General features: G+C 69.0%; 13 protein-coding genes. All 13 read left to right on the top strand.

Going from position 1 to position 14,834, the window contains the following annotated elements; translation table 11 throughout:
• Positions 1-137: 137 nt before the first annotated feature.
• The 13 genes from MRBLWS13_RS09905 (at position 138) to MRBLWS13_RS09845 (ending at position 14,790) form a co-directional block, all read left to right on the top strand.
• Positions 138-1,091, top strand: a complete 954-nt coding sequence (locus tag MRBLWS13_RS09905) for an SDR family NAD(P)-dependent oxidoreductase (RefSeq protein WP_349428879.1) — start codon at positions 138-140, stop codon at positions 1,089-1,091.
• A gap of 4 nt (positions 1,092-1,095) precedes the next feature.
• On the top strand, positions 1,096-1,290 hold the full coding sequence (locus tag MRBLWS13_RS09900; protein WP_349428878.1) for a ferredoxin: 195 nt from the start codon (positions 1,096-1,098) through the stop codon (positions 1,288-1,290).
• Entirely contained in the window at positions 1,283-1,792 is a 510-nt protein-coding gene (locus MRBLWS13_RS09895) for an HtaA domain-containing protein (protein WP_349428877.1), read from the top strand. Before MRBLWS13_RS09900 ends, MRBLWS13_RS09895 begins: the two co-directional genes overlap by 8 nt.
• 16 nt (positions 1,793-1,808) lie before the next feature.
• Positions 1,809-2,657 carry a MaoC/PaaZ C-terminal domain-containing protein gene (locus MRBLWS13_RS09890; RefSeq protein ID WP_349428876.1) on the top strand — a complete coding sequence of 283 codons (849 nt, stop codon included), beginning with the start codon at positions 1,809-1,811 and terminating at the stop codon, positions 2,655-2,657.
• Positions 2,654-4,948 (top strand): CoA transferase, encoded by a 2,295-nt coding sequence (locus tag MRBLWS13_RS09885; protein WP_349428875.1) that lies wholly within the window; start codon positions 2,654-2,656, stop codon positions 4,946-4,948. Before MRBLWS13_RS09890 ends, MRBLWS13_RS09885 begins: the two co-directional genes overlap by 4 nt.
• A 69-nt stretch (positions 4,949-5,017) precedes the next feature.
• Entirely contained in the window at positions 5,018-5,287 is a 270-nt protein-coding gene (locus MRBLWS13_RS09880; RefSeq protein WP_349428874.1) for a ferredoxin, read from the top strand.
• On the top strand, positions 5,287-6,516 hold the full coding sequence (locus MRBLWS13_RS09875) for an FAD-dependent oxidoreductase (RefSeq protein WP_349428873.1): 1,230 nt from the start codon (positions 5,287-5,289) through the stop codon (positions 6,514-6,516). Before MRBLWS13_RS09880 ends, MRBLWS13_RS09875 begins: the two co-directional genes overlap by 1 nt.
• Positions 6,517-6,554: 38 nt before the next feature.
• The gene (locus MRBLWS13_RS09870) at positions 6,555-7,982 is read left to right on the top strand and encodes an aldehyde dehydrogenase family protein (protein ID WP_349428872.1); all 1,428 of its coding nucleotides are present in this window, start codon (positions 6,555-6,557) and stop codon (positions 7,980-7,982) included.
• A gap of 48 nt (positions 7,983-8,030) precedes the next feature.
• Complete coding sequence (locus MRBLWS13_RS09865) at positions 8,031-9,245, top strand: MFS transporter (protein ID WP_349428871.1); 1,215 nt, start codon at positions 8,031-8,033, stop codon at positions 9,243-9,245.
• A 147-nt stretch (positions 9,246-9,392) separates the two neighbouring features.
• On the top strand, positions 9,393-10,691 hold the full coding sequence (locus tag MRBLWS13_RS09860; RefSeq protein ID WP_349428870.1) for a cytochrome P450: 1,299 nt from the start codon (positions 9,393-9,395) through the stop codon (positions 10,689-10,691).
• Positions 10,691-11,776, top strand: a complete 1,086-nt coding sequence (locus MRBLWS13_RS09855) for an NAD(P)-dependent alcohol dehydrogenase (RefSeq protein WP_349428869.1) — start codon at positions 10,691-10,693, stop codon at positions 11,774-11,776. Before MRBLWS13_RS09860 ends, MRBLWS13_RS09855 begins: the two co-directional genes overlap by 1 nt.
• A 15-nt stretch (positions 11,777-11,791) precedes the next feature.
• On the top strand, positions 11,792-13,231 hold the full coding sequence (locus MRBLWS13_RS09850; protein WP_349428868.1) for an aldehyde dehydrogenase family protein: 1,440 nt from the start codon (positions 11,792-11,794) through the stop codon (positions 13,229-13,231).
• Between the two features lie 122 nt (positions 13,232-13,353).
• Positions 13,354-14,790, top strand: a complete 1,437-nt coding sequence (locus MRBLWS13_RS09845; protein ID WP_349428867.1) for an MFS transporter — start codon at positions 13,354-13,356, stop codon at positions 14,788-14,790.
• Positions 14,791-14,834: the final 44 nt, after the last annotated feature.

The raw sequence follows: 14,834 nt of genomic DNA, 5'->3' as shown, positions 1-14,834 counted from the left end.
GCGCCCTGAGGCTTAGTGTATACATGAAGAACGAACGATGTGACACGGATGGCGGAAAAACGGCATCTTGCTGACGATCAGAAAATGTGCTTGTATCCAGAATGCTCGATGGAAGAGCGACGACACGAAGGAGTGATATGGGAATCCTCGACGGCCGCGTGGCCATCATCACGGGCGCCGGCCGCGGCATCGGTGCCTCCATCGCCCGGCTGTACGTGCAGGAGGGCGCCCGCGTCGTCGTGAACGATCTGGGCTCCGCCGGCGACGGCTCCGGAGCCGACACCGGTCCCGCGCAGGACATCGCCGCCGAGCTGAACGCCCAGGCCGGTGAGACCGTCGCGGTCGCCGACGGGGGCGACGTCGCCGATGTCGAGACCGGCAAGCGCCTCGTCGACCTCGCATTGGAGAACTTCGGCAAGCTGGACGTCCTCGTCAATGTCGCCGGCATCCTCCGCGACCGGATGATCTTCAACCTGGAGGAGAAGGACTGGGATGCTGTCATCCGTGTCCACCTCAAGGGGCACTACAGCACCATCCGCCCCGCATCCGCGTATTGGCGTGAGCAGCGCAACCCCGACGGGCACTACCGGATCATCAACTTCACGTCGGCCTCGGGTCTGCACGGGTCGCCCGGCCAGCCGAACTACGCCGCCGCCAAGATGGGCGTCGTGGGTCTGACCCACTCGCTCGCGAACGGCCTGGCGCGCTACGGCGTGACGGCTAACGCGATCGCCCCGGGCGCGGCCACCCGCCTCACCGCGACGATCCCCGACGATCGCCGGCCCACCGCCGCGTCCAACGGCGACGCGACGCAGGCCGCCCCCGACATCGAGGAGCTGCGCCGGTCGCCCGACAACATCGCCCCCGTCGTGGCGTACATCGGCTCTGAGCAGTCGGACTGGCTCTCGGCTCGCACGATCTCCACCGCCGGTTTCCACGTCGGCCTGTACAACACGCCCGAGGAGATCGCGGCGTTCGACGGTGACAAGCCGTGGGATGCCGCCGGTCTCGCCCCCGAGTTCGAGCGGGCCTTCCGTCCGATCGCCGAGGGCCTCCCGTACTCGATGTTCATGTCTCAGCTGAAGGTTTGACGTCATGAAGGTCGCGGTAAATCGGGGCCGGTGCACGGGGATCGGCATCTGCGAGTCGATCTCCCCGGCGTACTTCGAGGTCGGCGACGACGGTGTCCTCATCCTCGTCCGCGAGACGGTCGGCGACGCTTACCGCGCCGAGGTCGAGGAGGCGGTCCGGTCGTGCCCGGCCGCGGCGCTGACCATCGTCGATGACTGAGCAGGGCGACCAGCCGCGCGAGGACGGGCTCCTCATCGCGGCGGGTCGCACCGAGGCCGCGTTGCTCGTGTGGGGTGTCAAAGCCTCCTTCCGCAGCTACGTGGCGGGGGTCGGCGGCGAGATCACCTGCTCCGATGGGGCGATCGAGCTGCCCGAAGGGTTCGGCTTCCCGATCCGCGGCGTCGAGGCGGACGGCACCCTCGCCGCAGCCGGCTCGGTCGTCATCCGTGCCCACGGCGGCCTGCTGAACGTCGAGCTGCGCGACCCGCGACTCGCCCGGACTCCGGGCGGCGACGAGTTGAGCATCGTGGGAGCCGCTCGCCGCGTCATCGTGGCGACCGCGGCGGCCGGCGATCCCGCCGCGACCGTTTCCCCGGCTCTGGAACTGCATCCCGACGCCGTTGCGCTGTTCGACGGCACCTACCCACCGGGCACCGAACTCGACCCGGTCCACTTCCTCCGGTATCGCGAGGGCGCAGCGCCCGAGCACGGAGCGTCCTGACGAAGGAGATGACGAGATGCCCATGGATCTCACGTACGTCGGCATGGCCGGCGAGCCGACCGAGCGGTCGTGGACGGTGAAGGACACGCTGCTGTACGCGGTCGCCGTCGGCGCCGGGCACGGCGACCCCTCGCGCGAGCTCGAGTTCGCGACCGAGAACTCCTCCGTCGCGCACCGTGTGCTGCCCTCGTTCATCTGCGTCGCCTCAGGCGGTCGGCTGCCTGAGGGCTTCTCTATCGACATGACGCGGATGCTGCATGCGGAGATGAGCTTCGAACTGCTCGCCGACTTGCCGGCGGAGGGACGCGTCGTCTCAACCGCGCGGGTGGACGGGATCTACGACAAGGGCTCGGGCGCGCTCGTGTCCACCGTGACCGACGTCGTCGACGCCGAGACCGGTGCCCCTCTCGCGCGCCTGGGGTCGGGGCTGTTCATCCGTGGCGAGGGCGGGTACGGCGGCGATCGGGGTACGAAGGACGATTGGGCCGTGCCCGACCGCGAGCCCGACGCGACGATCCACTACGACACGCTGCCGGAGCAGGCCCTCATCTACCGGCTCACGGGCGATCGCAATCCGCTGCACAGCGACCCGGTGTTCGCCCAGCGCGCAGGCTTCCCCGCTCCGATCCTCCACGGCATGTGCACCTACGGCATCACCGCGCGGGGACTGCTGCACGCCGTCGCCGATTCCGACCCCTCCGTCTTCGGCAGCATGTACGGGCGGTTCACCAAGCCCGTGCAGCTCGGCGAGGAGCTCGACATCCAGGTGTGGAAGACCGATGGCGGAGCCCTGTTCCGCACGCTCGACTCCGCCGGCGACGTGGTGATCGACCGCGGACGCGTGACGCTTCGGGGTCGGCCGTGACGGCCTTGGCCGGGGTTCGGGTCCTCGACCTCTCCGGCGGCATCGCGGGGCCGGTCGCGACGATGTTCCTGGCAGACTTCGGCGCCGACGTCATCCGCGTCGACGGGCCCGCGCCCGACCCCCAGGCCGCCAATCCGGGCTACGCCGTCTGGCACCGCAACAAGCGCAGCGTGGTTGTGGATCCCGCTCATCACGCCGACCTGGAGTGGCTCGCGGCGTCGGTCGCCGGGGCGGATGTCGTCGTGCTCGGGCACGGCTCGGAGCTGTCGGACTGGGGTTCCGCCGTCGCGCGTGCCGGTCAGGAGAACTCCCACCTCATCACCGTCCGCCTCCCCGCCTACCTCGACGGTCATGCCCCGTGGGGCGGCGGGGAGTCCCACCTGCTGCTGGCCGCGGTCGGTGGGCAGGCGATGCGGCAGGCCTCCGTCTGCGGCGGGGCGATCGCCAGCATGTCGCCGCACCTGTCCTACATCCACGGGCTGTGGGCGGCGACCTGCGCCGTCGCCGCGCTCGTGGAGCGGACCGTGTCGAGTCTCGGCCAGACGGTCACGGTGACGGGCGTGAACGCGCTGATCGGGGCGAACATCTACTCGGTGAGCACGAGCCCGAATGCTCCCGACCCGCTGACGACCGTGGGTCCTGCCGGTCGGCATCCCACCTACCGCCACTTCCTGTGCGGCGACGGCAAATGGATGGCCATCGGGGCGCTGGGTCCGAAGTTCGAAGAGCGCCTCCTGCGCGCACTCGGGCTGGACAGCGTCATCGAGGACGAGCGGATCGCGGGCGTGACCGCTCGGATGGCGCTGCCCGAGAACCTCCCCTGGGTGCGCGACCTGCTGGAGTCGGCGTTCTCGTCTCGAACGCGTGAGGAGATGCTGACGCTGGTGGAGGGCATCGGGATCCCGTGCGGACCGATGAACTCGCGCGAGGAATGGTTCGACAGCGAGATCGTCCGCGCGATCGGCATGCACGTCTCGGTGGAGGACCCGGAGCGAGGCACGGTCGAGATGCCCGGTGTGCCGATCGTGCTGACGCGCACCCCCGGCGGGGTCACCAGGCCCGCCCCGTCGGTCGGACAGCACAACGGCATCGCGCCGTGGCCCGCCAAGGCGGCGCAGCCCGACGTGCAACCGCGGTTCGTGCCGGGTCCGCTGTCGGGGTTCCGCGTGCTCAACATGGGCACGTTCGTCGCCTCGCCCTACGCGGGGCTGCTCCTGAGCGAGCTCGGCGCCGAGGTCATCAAGGTGGAACCGATCACCGGCGACCCGTTCCGGGTGTCTGGTTACACCGTCAACCGCGGCATGCGCAGCGTCTCCATCGACCTGTCCACCGCGGCGGGGCAGGCGGTGTTCCACCGCCTCGCCGAGACCGCCGACATCGTGATGGACGCGATGCGGCCCGGGGTGATGAAGAAGCTCAACATCGACTACGAGGCGCTCTCCGCGGTGAACCCGCGCATCGTCACGCAGTCGCTCTCCGCCTACGGGCAGGGCGGTATCCAGGCCCACCGGCCGGGAGTCGACATGGTCATCCAGGCGGAGAGTGGCATGATGTCCGCCTGGGGCGGCTCCGACGACCCGGTGGGAAACACCATCGCGATCAACGATGTGGCCAGCGCTGCGATGAGCGCCCTCGTGGCACTGCTGGGGCTGTACGAGCGCCAGATATCCGGTCACGGACAGCGCACGTGGAACTCGCTGGCGGCGACATCGGTGTTCCTGCAGATGGAGGAGATGGTCAGATACGAGGGCCGTCCGTCCCCCGTCGTCGGAAGCGCGGACTTCCGCGGCGCCCACCCGCTGCGCTCGTACTACGAGGCGCAAGACGGCTGGCTCGGCATCGACGTGCACACGTTCGACGACAACGCCGCGGTAGAGCGCTTGCAAGCGGCGGGGGTGATCGGCGACGGACCGGTGCGCGACGAACTCGCGGCCGCGATCGCCGCACTCACCGTGGCCGACGCGCTGCGCGCGCTCGCGCACGCGGGCATCCCCTCGGCACGCGCACGCAAGGTCTCGGAGGTGCTGCGCGACCCCGAGCTGCTCGAGGCGGAGGCCTTCCACATCCGCCCGGCCGACGACGGGACGACATTCATGCAGTCGGGCCGCTACGCCGCGTTCAGCCGCACACAGCGTCGCGGTCCGATGTCGCCCCCGGGCAACGGGGAGCACACCCGTCCCCTGCTCGCCGCCATCGGGGTGGCGCCGACCGAGGTGGATGAGCTCATCGCGGAGAGGACGGTGTTCGCCGGCGGTCCGGTGGTGCATCAGCTACCGATCAGCTATCGCTGAGACCGGTATACAGAACAGGGGTAATCATACCCGCGTCTTTCCGATGAGCCGGGTTATGTATACAATTGATTGACCGCATGGAAGCGGGAGGGACGGACCGGGCGGTCCGGCGAGTCATCGATGGAGAAGTCAATGGAGATTGTGGTAGATCGCGGCCGCTGCACCGGCATCGGCATTTGCGAGTCCGTCGACCCGGACCGCTTCGAGGTCGGCGCAGACGGTTCGCTCGTCGTTCTCGACCCGATGGTGACGGAGGGCGACCTCGCGCTCGCCGAGGAGGCCATCCGCTCCTGCCCGGCCGCAGCGCTCAAGCTGCACCGGATCGAGGAGGCCGCCTGATGGCCGGCGGGCTGGTGATCGTCGGCGCCTCGCTCTCGGGGCTGCGCGCCGCGCAGGCCGCACGCCGTGAGGGGTACGAGGGCGCCATCACCCTCATCGGCGACGAGACCCACCTGCCGTACGACCGGCCGCCGCTGTCGAAGGCCTACCTCGCCGAAGACGGTCAGCCGGACTACTACGTGACGGAGGGCGAGCTGGCCGAGCAGAGCATCGCGCTGCGCCTGTCCACCCGTGTGTCCGAGCTCGACCCCGACGCGCGCGAGATCGTGCTGAGCGATGGGGAGCGAGTGGCGTTCGACGAACTGATCATCGCAACCGGCGCCAGCCCGCGGCACCTGCCGGGCGCGCCCGAGCTCGACGGCATCGTCACCCTGCGCACCCTCGATGATGCGCTCGCGATCCGCGGACGGCTGCGCGCCGGGCTCGACGTCGTCATCATCGGCGCCGGCTTCATCGGCTCGGAGATCGCGTCGTCCGCCCATGAGAAGGGCGCGACGGTGACGATCCTCGAGGCGGCGCCCGTGCCGCTCGTGCGCGCGGTGGGGGAGGTGGTGGGCGCAGCGATCTCTACCCTGCATGAGCGCAACGGGGTGCGCCTGGTGTGCGGCGCGAAGATCGAGGCGCTCCTCGGGGAGGGCCGGATCGAGGCCGTGGAGCTCGCCGGCGGCGAGCGGATCCCCGCCGATCTCGTGGTCGTGGGCATCGGCGCCGCGCCCGCGACGTCGTGGCTCGCATCGTCCGGCATTGAGCTGCACCCGATCGACGGCGGAGTGGTGTGCAACGCTTACCTGCAGTCCTCGATCCCGGGCGTGTACGCGGCCGGGGACGTCACCCACTGGCCGAACGGGGTGATGGACATCACGATGCGGCTGGAGAACTGGACCAGCGCCGCCGACCAGGGTGCGCGCGCCGGGATCAACGCCGTTCTTCCCGACAAGCGAGCGCCTTTCGAGACGGTGCCCTACTTCTGGAGCGACTGGTACAAGAGCCGTATCCAGTTCGTCGGCAGCGCCACCGCCGAAAGCGTCAGCTTCGCCTCCGGCGGTCCCGAAGAGGACAAGTTCGTGGCCCTCTACCGCACCGGCGACCGGCTGGTGGGCGCGGCCACCCTCAACGAGCAGCGGAAGATCATGAAGCTGCGCCGCCTCATCCAACAACGGGCGCCCTATACGGACGCCCTCGCACTGCTCGAGCCGGCCGACGGCGACGTCGCCCGCCTCTCGGCATGAAGTCGCCCGCCTCTCGGCATGAAAGAGAAGAGCCAGACATGACCACTCCCACCGATGAGCTGCTGACCGTCCCGGCCACCAGCGGCGGCGCCGACCTCCCGACGGCCGCGACCCTGCCGGTGCTCAACCCCGCGACGGGCCGTCCGTTCGCGCTCGCGCCGGCGGTGACGCCCGAGCAGCTGTCCGGCGTCTTCGAGACCGCGCAGGCCGCGTTCGAGGATTGGCGGAAGGACGACGACCGCCGTCGGCAGGTGCTGCGCGACCTGGCGAGCGCGCTGCGCGAGAACATCGACGAGCTCGCTCCGATCCTAACCGCGGAGCAGGGCCACCCGCTGTCCGACTCGGTCGGGGAGCTGCAGGCCTCGGCGATGTGGTTCGACTACTACGCCGACCTCGAGCTGCCGAAGGAGATCATCCGCGACGACGCCGAGGCCTACGAGGAGGTCGTGCGTCGTCCCATGGGCGTCGTGAGCGCGATCACCCCGTGGAACTTCCCCATCGCACTCGCGGTGTGGAAGATCGCGCCGGCGCTGCGGGCGGGCAACACCATGGTCGTCAAGCCGTCGCAGTACACCCCGATGGCCACGCTCGCGCTTGGGCGGCTTGCGCGCGGCATCGTGCCCGACGGCGTCCTCAACGTCGTATCGGGTGGCCTCGGCTCCGCGATGGTCGCGCATCCCATCCCGCGCAAGGTGAGCTTCACCGGTTCCACGGAGGTCGGCAAGACCGTCGCGCTCAACGCCGCGGAAGACCTCAAGCGTGTCACGCTCGAACTCGGCGGCAACGACCCGGCGATCATCCTGCCCGACGTGGATGTCGCGGAGATCGCCGAGCGCCTCTTCTGGAACGGGTTCAACAACAACGGCCAGCTGTGCTTCGCGGTGAAGCGCGTCTACGCGCACCGCGACATCAAGGACGATCTCGTCGAGGCGCTTGCCGAGATCGCGAAGAAGGTCCGCGTCGCCGACGGCATGAGCGAGGGTGCACAGCTCGGCCCCATCAACAACAGCGCGCAGTTCGACCGCGTGGCCGAGCTCGTCGACGACGCCGTGCGCGGCGGCGCACGTGTGGCCGCGGGCGGCAACCGAATCGGCGACGAGGGGTACTTCTACACCCCGACCATCCTCGACAACGTCGACGACGGAGTCCGAGTCGTCGACGAGGAGCAGTTCGGACCGGTGCTGCCTGTCGTGTCCTTCACCGATGAGGCGGACGCGGTGCGTCGCGCCAACGCGAGCGAGTTCGGTCTCACCGCCTCCGTGTGGAGCGGCGACCCCGAGCGCGCCATGGCGCTGGCTCCGAGCATCGACGCCGGCCAGGTGGCGATCAACCGGCACGGCCGCGGGGTGCGCCCGCATCTGCCCTTCGGGGGTCACAAGTGGAGCGGCATCGGCGTCGAGAACGGGCCGTGGGGCCTTTACGGGTTCACCGAGATCCAGGTGCTCGCCGGACCCTCGCGGCAGTGACGCGCCCTTGGTGATACACCTTCCACCGCTGCCGGGGGGGAAGGCCCGATGAGGCTGCCCCGCGAGGTGATGATCCTCGCCTTCATCAGCTTCCTGTCCTCCATCGGGCTCGGCATCGTGGTGCCTTCTCTGCCGGCCCTCGGCGCCGACTACGGCGTCGGCATCGCCGCCATGAGCGTCGCGATTAGCGGTTTCGCTGCGGCGCGACTGATGACGAACCTCACGCTCACACCCATCCTTCGTCGCATGCGCCTGCAGCCGGTCCTCGCGATCGGCCTGGCGTTCCAGGGCCTGACGACGATCACGGCCGGGCTGGCCCAGGACTACACGTCCTTCATCCTGCTGCGATCGATCAGCGGCGCGGGCAGCGCGGCCTTCACGATCGCCTCGACGGCCCTCATGGTGGCGGTGGCTCCCTCCGACCGCCGCGGCCGGTCGATGAGCCTGCTAGCCGCGATGACGGGCATCGGCACGGTGTCCGGGCCGGCGCTGGGCGGTCTCCTGGTGACGATCGACCCCCACCTGCCACTCATCGTGTACGGCTCGTCGCTGTGCGTGGCCGCTGTGGTGACCCTTGTCTTCCTGCATCGCGTGCGCACGATCCGCACCGTGTCCCGCCAGGCGGCCGAGGCCGCGGACCCGGAGGCGGCCGCCCTCGGCGCCGGGCGAAGCCTTCTGCGGCGCCTTCTGAGCGACAACCTGTTCGTCACGGTCGTCGTGTGCCAGGCGGTCAACGGCGGGCTCTACTACGGCGTGCGCAGCGCCATCCTGCCCACTTACATGGAGCTGATCGGCTATACCGCGGGATTCGTCGGACTCCTGCTGACAGTGGGTGCGGTCTCGCAGGTCATCGCCTCGACGGCGTCGGGCACGATATCGGACCGCATCGGAAGATTCCCGATGCTCGCGGGGTCCTACGTCGCCGCGATCGCGAGCTTCACGCTCTTCCTCTTCGCGGACGCCGCGGTCGCGATCGCCGTGATCTCCTTCGCAGCCCTGGGGCTCGCCAGCGGTCTGCAGCAGTCGACCGCCGGCGCGCTCCTCGCCGACTCGCCCAACGGGCGCACGGCGGCAGCGGCGGGCATCTACTGGATCACGTTCGACGTCACGGCCATCATCGGACCCACCGTCGGCGGCATCGTGGCAGAGGCCTTCGGCATGCCGTGGGTGCTGATCGGCGGCATCGTCCTGCTGGTCGCCGCGCTGGCGAACGCTGTGCGGTCCTGGTGGCGGTCCGCGCGCGGAAGGCCGGGAGCGGCATGATGCGTGTATACCTCAGAAAGGTATTGACAGCCCGAAATTGCGGGATAGTCTTTTCGATGCAAGGCTTATGTATACATGAGTGTGAAACGCTTGACCTCACGACGGAGTGAACCGCTCCGCCGAACCCGTATCGACCGGAGCACTGAAGTGACCATCACGACGCCCGACGGCAACGGCCCCTTCACGCGGGAGCACCCTCTGACCACCGACGAGGACATCAGCTCTGACGCGTTCTGGCATCAGACATTCGAGGCACGCGACGAGACTTTCGCGCGGCTGCGGGCGGAAGCCCCCGTCAGCTGGCACGAGAGTCGCCACGTCACCGATGTTCCGGAGGAGTACCACGAGGCGGGGTTTTGGGCGCTGACGAAGAAGGAGGACATCACCTTCGCCAGCCAGAACCACCAGATCTTCAGCTCGGACCAGGCCAACGGCGGGGTCACCTTCCGGGCGATCGACCGCAGCGCCGCCGCTCCGCCCACTTTCCTCACGATGGATCCGCCCAACCACACGCGCTATCGACAGATCATGAGCGCGGCTTTCACGCCCAAGGCGGTCAACCGACTCAGCGAGAAGATCAACGAGCGCGCAGAGCAGATCGTCAGCGCCGTCGAGGGCGGCGGCGAGTTCGACTTCGTCAAGGATGTCGCGGCCAAGCTCCCGATGCTCACCGTCGCCGACCTCGTGGGCGTGCCGGAGAGCCTCGTGCGCACCTTCGCCGAGGCGGGCGACAACTTCGTCGGCGCGGGAGACCCCGAGTTCGCGGTGGAGGGCCTCAGCCGGCAGGAGTTCGCCTTCCAGCAGATCCAGGTGCTCACGCAGATCGGTGCCGACCTCGTGGAGTACCGCCGGTCGAACCCCGGTGACGACATCGCAACCGCGCTGGCCAACTTCGAGCCGGACGGCAAGCCGCTGAGCACCCAGGACATCGGCTCGATGATGCTGCTGCTGAGCGTCGCGGGCAACGACACGACCAAGCAGACGACGTCGCGCTCGGTGGTCTCGCTGTGGCGCAACCCCGACCAGAAGGCGTGGCTCACCGAGGACTTCGACGGGCGCATCGCCGCGTCGATCGAGGAGTTCGTCCGTCACGCCTCTCCCGTCATCCAGTTCGCTCGGACGGCCATGGAGGACGTCGAGATCCGCGGTCAGCAGATCGAGCGCGGTGACAAGGTCGTGCTCTTCTACTGCTCGGGCAACCGTGACGAGGAGTCGTGGCCGGATGCGCATGTGTTCGACCTGCAGCGCGAGCGTGTCCCGCACGTCGGGTTCGGTGGCGGCGGCGTGCACTACTGTCTGGGCAACGGTGTCGCCAAGGCGCAACTGCGGGCACTGTTCCGCGAGATCCTCACGCGTCTGCCCGACATGGAGGTGGGCGAGCCCGAATATCTCCGGAGCGATTTCATCAACGGCGTCAAGCACCTCCCGGTGCGGATCCCGGCCTGATGCGCGCCGCTGTCCTGCGCGGTGTCGACCGCCCTTTCGAGATTGAAGAGGTCGCTGTCGGCGAGCTCCGCCCCGACGAGGTGCTCGTTCGCGTCGTCGCCAGCGGCATGTGCCACACCGACCTCATCCTGCGAAACCCCGCGCGGGCGTCCGAGTTCACGCCGATCATCGCGGGACACGAGGGTGCGGGCGTGGTGGAGGAGGTCGGCAGCACCGTGACCCGTGTCAGCCCCGGCGACCACGTGCTGCTCAGCTTCGACTCCTGCGGGTGGTGTCGCGCATGTCTCACCGGAGCACCCGCCTACTGCGAGGAGTTCAACGCCCGCAACATGTTCGGCGTGCGAGCCGACGGCACCGCTGCGATCACCGACGGAGACGGGGCGACGGTGCGCAACCGCTGGTTCGGCCAGTCGTCCTTCGCCGAGCGCGCGGTCGCGACCGAGCGCAATCTCGTCGTCGTCGCGCCCGACCTCCCGCTGGAGCTCCTCGGCCCGCTGGGCTGCGGCTTGCAGACAGGCGCGGGCTCGGTCTTCAACGAGATGAAGCTCGCGCCGGGGCAGAGCATCGCCGTGTTCGGGGCGGGTGCGGTCGGGCTCGCCGCCGTCATGGCCGCGAAGATCGCCGGTGCGGGAGAGATCGTCGTGGTCGACTTGCATCTCTCGCGTCTGAAGCTCGCCCAGGAGCTGGGCGCGACGAGGGTCGTCCCCGGCGACGCCGACGATGTCCTCGAGCAGGTCAAGGGCGATACCGACGGGGTCGACTTCTCGTTCGACACGACCGCGGTGACCGGCGTGATCGCTACCGCGATCTCGGCGCTGCGGCAGGGCGGCAAAGCGGTGCTCGTCGGAGCCGGAAGCGGACGCATCGACATATCGCCGCTCCTTCTCGTGGGGCGGACGGTGACGTTCGTCCTCGAGGGCGGCGCCGTGCCGCAGGTGCTGCTGCCCCAGCTCGTGCGGTACTGGCGCGAAGGCGTCTTCCCCTTCGAGAAGCTCGTGCGCACCTACCCGCTCTCCGAGATCAACCAGGCCGAGGCCGACTCGCTCTCGGGCGCCACCATCAAACCCATCCTCGTCATGAGCTGAACTGAGGAGCATCACGTGACCCTTCAGCAGGCGTCGACCCGCGAGTGGTCGGCTACCTCGGACGGCGCCGACCTGCGCGCCATGCGCACCTTCGACGTCGTGAACCCGTCGACGGGCCAGGTCTTCGCCCAGGCGCCCGACATCCACCCCGATCAACTCGACGAAGTTTTCACCGGCGCGCACACCGCATTCCTGAAGTGGCGGACCGACGACGACTTCCGGCGGGAGAGGATGCGTCGAGCGGCAGCGGTCATTGAGGACCACGCGGCTGCGCTCGCCCCAGTGCTGACGATGGAGCAGGGGAAGCCGGTCGCCGACTCCACGCGTGAGTTCCTCGGGTCAGCCCGGTGGCTGCGTTACTACGCCGACCTCGAGGTGCCGCGCCAGGTGATCCGCGACGACGCGGAAGCGTACGAGGAGGTGTTCCACCGTCCGCTCGGTGTCGTGAGCGCCATCACGCCGTGGAACTTCCCCATCACGCTCGCCATGTGGAAGATCGCCCCCGCGCTGCGCGCGGGCAACACTCTCGTAGTCAAGCCCTCGCCATACACCCCACTCGCGACCCTGGCTCTCGGGGAGCTTCTGCGTGGCATCCTGCCCGACGGGGTCCTGAACATCGTCACCGGCCTCGACGCCCTCGGCGCCGGCATGGTGTCGCACCCCGTGCCGCGCAAGGTGAGCTTCACCGGCTCCACCACCGTCGGCAAGAAGGTGGCGCTCGGGGCGGCGCCCGCCCTGAAGCGGGTGACGCTGGAGTTGGGCGGGAACGACCCCGCCATCGTCCTGCCGGACGTGGACGTCGACGAGATCGCGCCGCGGCTGTTCTGGAACGCGTTCGGCAACAATGGCCAGATCTGCGTCGCTGTCAAGCGGGTCTATGCGCACGAGTCCGTCCGGCCCCGCCTCGTCGAAGCCCTCGGCGAGTTGGCCCGATCGGTGAAGGTCGGCGACGGCTTCGACGAGGGCGTGCGCCTGGGCCCGGTGAACAACCGTCCGCAGCTCGATCATGTGGCGGCGCTCGTCGACGAGGCAACCGGCCGCGGCGCTCGTGTGGTCGCGGGCGGGCAGACTCTGGGCGGCGACGGCTACTTCTACGCGCCGACCGTCCTCGACGGCGTCGACGACACCTTCCGCGTCGTCGCCGAGGAGCAGTTCGGCCCTGTGCTGCCCGTGCTCAGCTACCGCGACGAGGACGATGCGATCCGCCGCGCGAACGACAGCGTGTACGGGCTCACGGCCTCCGTCTGGTCGGCTGATCTCGATCACGCCGCCCGTATCGCCGAACGCATGGACTCCGGCCAGGTGGGCATCAACGCCCACGCGCGGGGGATGCTGCCACATCTGCCCTTCGGGGGGCACAAGTGGAGCGGGGTCGGCGTGGAGAACGGGCCGTGGGGCCTCTACAGCTTCACAGAACTGCAGGTCATCGTGGGACCGCCCCGCGTCGGCCGGTAGCGTCTGGGCGCTCACCCGGGAGGGTCGCTCAGACGGCGACTGGTCCGTCCCACGGACGCAGTCGTGCAGGAATCGTCGATCGGCGTCGATCGACGGCACATGTACTCAAGGAGGAGTTGCACATGAGCACCAAGCAGATCAGTCCTTCGGTCGCCGAAGCGTCGCCGCCCGGCGCGAGGCGCATCCGCCCCTGGGCGACTGTCGTCGGCGTGGGGATGACGATCGGTGTCGCGCCCGCCGCTCTCGGGATGTCGACCCTCGGCATCTTCGTCGTCGCCATCACGGCGGATACCGGGTGGGGACGTACGACTGTGACGGGCGGCTTCACCTTCGCCGCCATCGCGATGATGATCGGCTTCATCGTGGTCGCACGGATCGCCGACAGAGTCGCCGTGCGATGGCTCGTCATCCCGTCGTTCGTGCTCTTCCTCGCCGGTGTCGCGATGCTCGGGTTCGCGCCGCCGAGTATCCCGCTGTGGCTCGGTGCATGGGTGTGGCTCGGGTTCTTCGGCGCGGGCACCACCATCCCGTTGGCACGGGCGACCTTCAGCTGGTTCGACAACAAGCGCGGACTGGCGGTGGGGCTGACCGCCGCGATCGGCGGCATCGGCGCCACGGTCTGGCCGCTGGTCGCGAGCAGCTTCATCAGCTCGGTCGGATGGCGGTTGGGGTACCTGCTGCTGGCCCTCTGCGGTCTTCTGGTCTCGATGTTCGCGCTCCTCGTGCTCGTGCGCGTACGGGGAGAGCGGCACAAGCGCGGGCGGATCCTCACCGAGGTGGTGGAGGACGGCGAGCAGGTCAACCTCGAACTGCCCGGTCTTACCCTCCGCCAGGCGCTGCGCGGCCGGCATTTCTGGCTTATCCTGTTCGGCTTGAACGTCAGTGCCCTGGCCATCGTCGGTATCCAGATCCACCTGGTCCCCATGATGATGGACCGCGGAATGGGCGGACTCGAGGCGGCCAGCCTCCTCTCCGTGCTCGGGTTTGGAGGGATCATCGGTCGGATCCTCGGCGGAGTGCTGCTCGATCGCATCCACGGGACCTTCGTCGGCGCTGGAGTGCTGCTGATCTCCGCGTTCGGCATCCTCATCCTGGATGAGCCGTACTGGCTTGCGGCCGTTGCCGTGTTCCTCTTCGGGTTCGCGGTGGGCGTCGAAGGCGATCTATCCTACTTCTTCACCTCGCGCTACCTCGGTATGCGCTCCCTCGGCAGATTCCTCAGCGTCTTCGGGATATTCAACACGCTGATGGCCGCTTTCGGCCCGCTCATGCTCGGGATCGCCTACGACCTCACCGGCTCGTACGGCGGGTTCATTCCGGTGCTCATCGCGACACTCGTCATCGCGGCGATCCTCATCCTGCTGTTGGGCCGGTACACCTACCCGGCGATCACGGGCTTTGACAAGCTCGCGGTGCTGGACGAGCTCGCCGCGGCCGAGGTGCTGAGCGAAGAGGCGGTGCAGGAGGACATCCAGCGCGAGCGCGCGCGGGCCGAGCGGCACGGTGGGGCCGTGGCCGCAGGCGAGGCGGGCGGAGCAGGCGTTCACGGGACGCCCTGAGTCGGCCGGCCGACGAGGATATAGACGCAGAGCCATCAGCGGTC

This window comes from Microbacterium sp. LWS13-1.2 (genome assembly GCF_040144835.1).
Classification (GTDB): Bacteria; Actinomycetota; Actinomycetes; order Actinomycetales; family Microbacteriaceae; genus Microbacterium.
The sequence above is the reverse complement of the archived record's forward strand: the minus strand, read 5'-3'. Positions and strand labels throughout refer to the sequence as shown.

What these genes read in the sequence shown, in the direction of transcription:
- MRBLWS13_RS09905 (WP_349428879.1), top strand. Translation starts at nt 138, where the DNA reads ATGGGAATCCTCGACGGCCGCGTGGCCATCATCACGGGCGCCGGCCGC.
- MRBLWS13_RS09900 (WP_349428878.1), top strand. Translation starts at nt 1,096, where the DNA reads ATGAAGGTCGCGGTAAATCGGGGCCGGTGCACGGGGATCGGCATCTGC.
- MRBLWS13_RS09895 (WP_349428877.1), top strand. Translation starts at nt 1,283, where the DNA reads ATGACTGAGCAGGGCGACCAGCCGCGCGAGGACGGGCTCCTCATCGCG.
- MRBLWS13_RS09890 (WP_349428876.1), top strand. Translation starts at nt 1,809, where the DNA reads ATGCCCATGGATCTCACGTACGTCGGCATGGCCGGCGAGCCGACCGAG.
- MRBLWS13_RS09875 (WP_349428873.1), top strand. Translation starts at nt 5,287, where the DNA reads ATGGCCGGCGGGCTGGTGATCGTCGGCGCCTCGCTCTCGGGGCTGCGC.
- MRBLWS13_RS09870 (WP_349428872.1), top strand. Translation starts at nt 6,555, where the DNA reads ATGACCACTCCCACCGATGAGCTGCTGACCGTCCCGGCCACCAGCGGC.
- MRBLWS13_RS09865 (WP_349428871.1), top strand. Translation starts at nt 8,031, where the DNA reads ATGAGGCTGCCCCGCGAGGTGATGATCCTCGCCTTCATCAGCTTCCTG.
- MRBLWS13_RS09855 (WP_349428869.1), top strand. Translation starts at nt 10,691, where the DNA reads ATGCGCGCCGCTGTCCTGCGCGGTGTCGACCGCCCTTTCGAGATTGAA.
- MRBLWS13_RS09845 (WP_349428867.1), top strand. Translation starts at nt 13,354, where the DNA reads ATGAGCACCAAGCAGATCAGTCCTTCGGTCGCCGAAGCGTCGCCGCCC.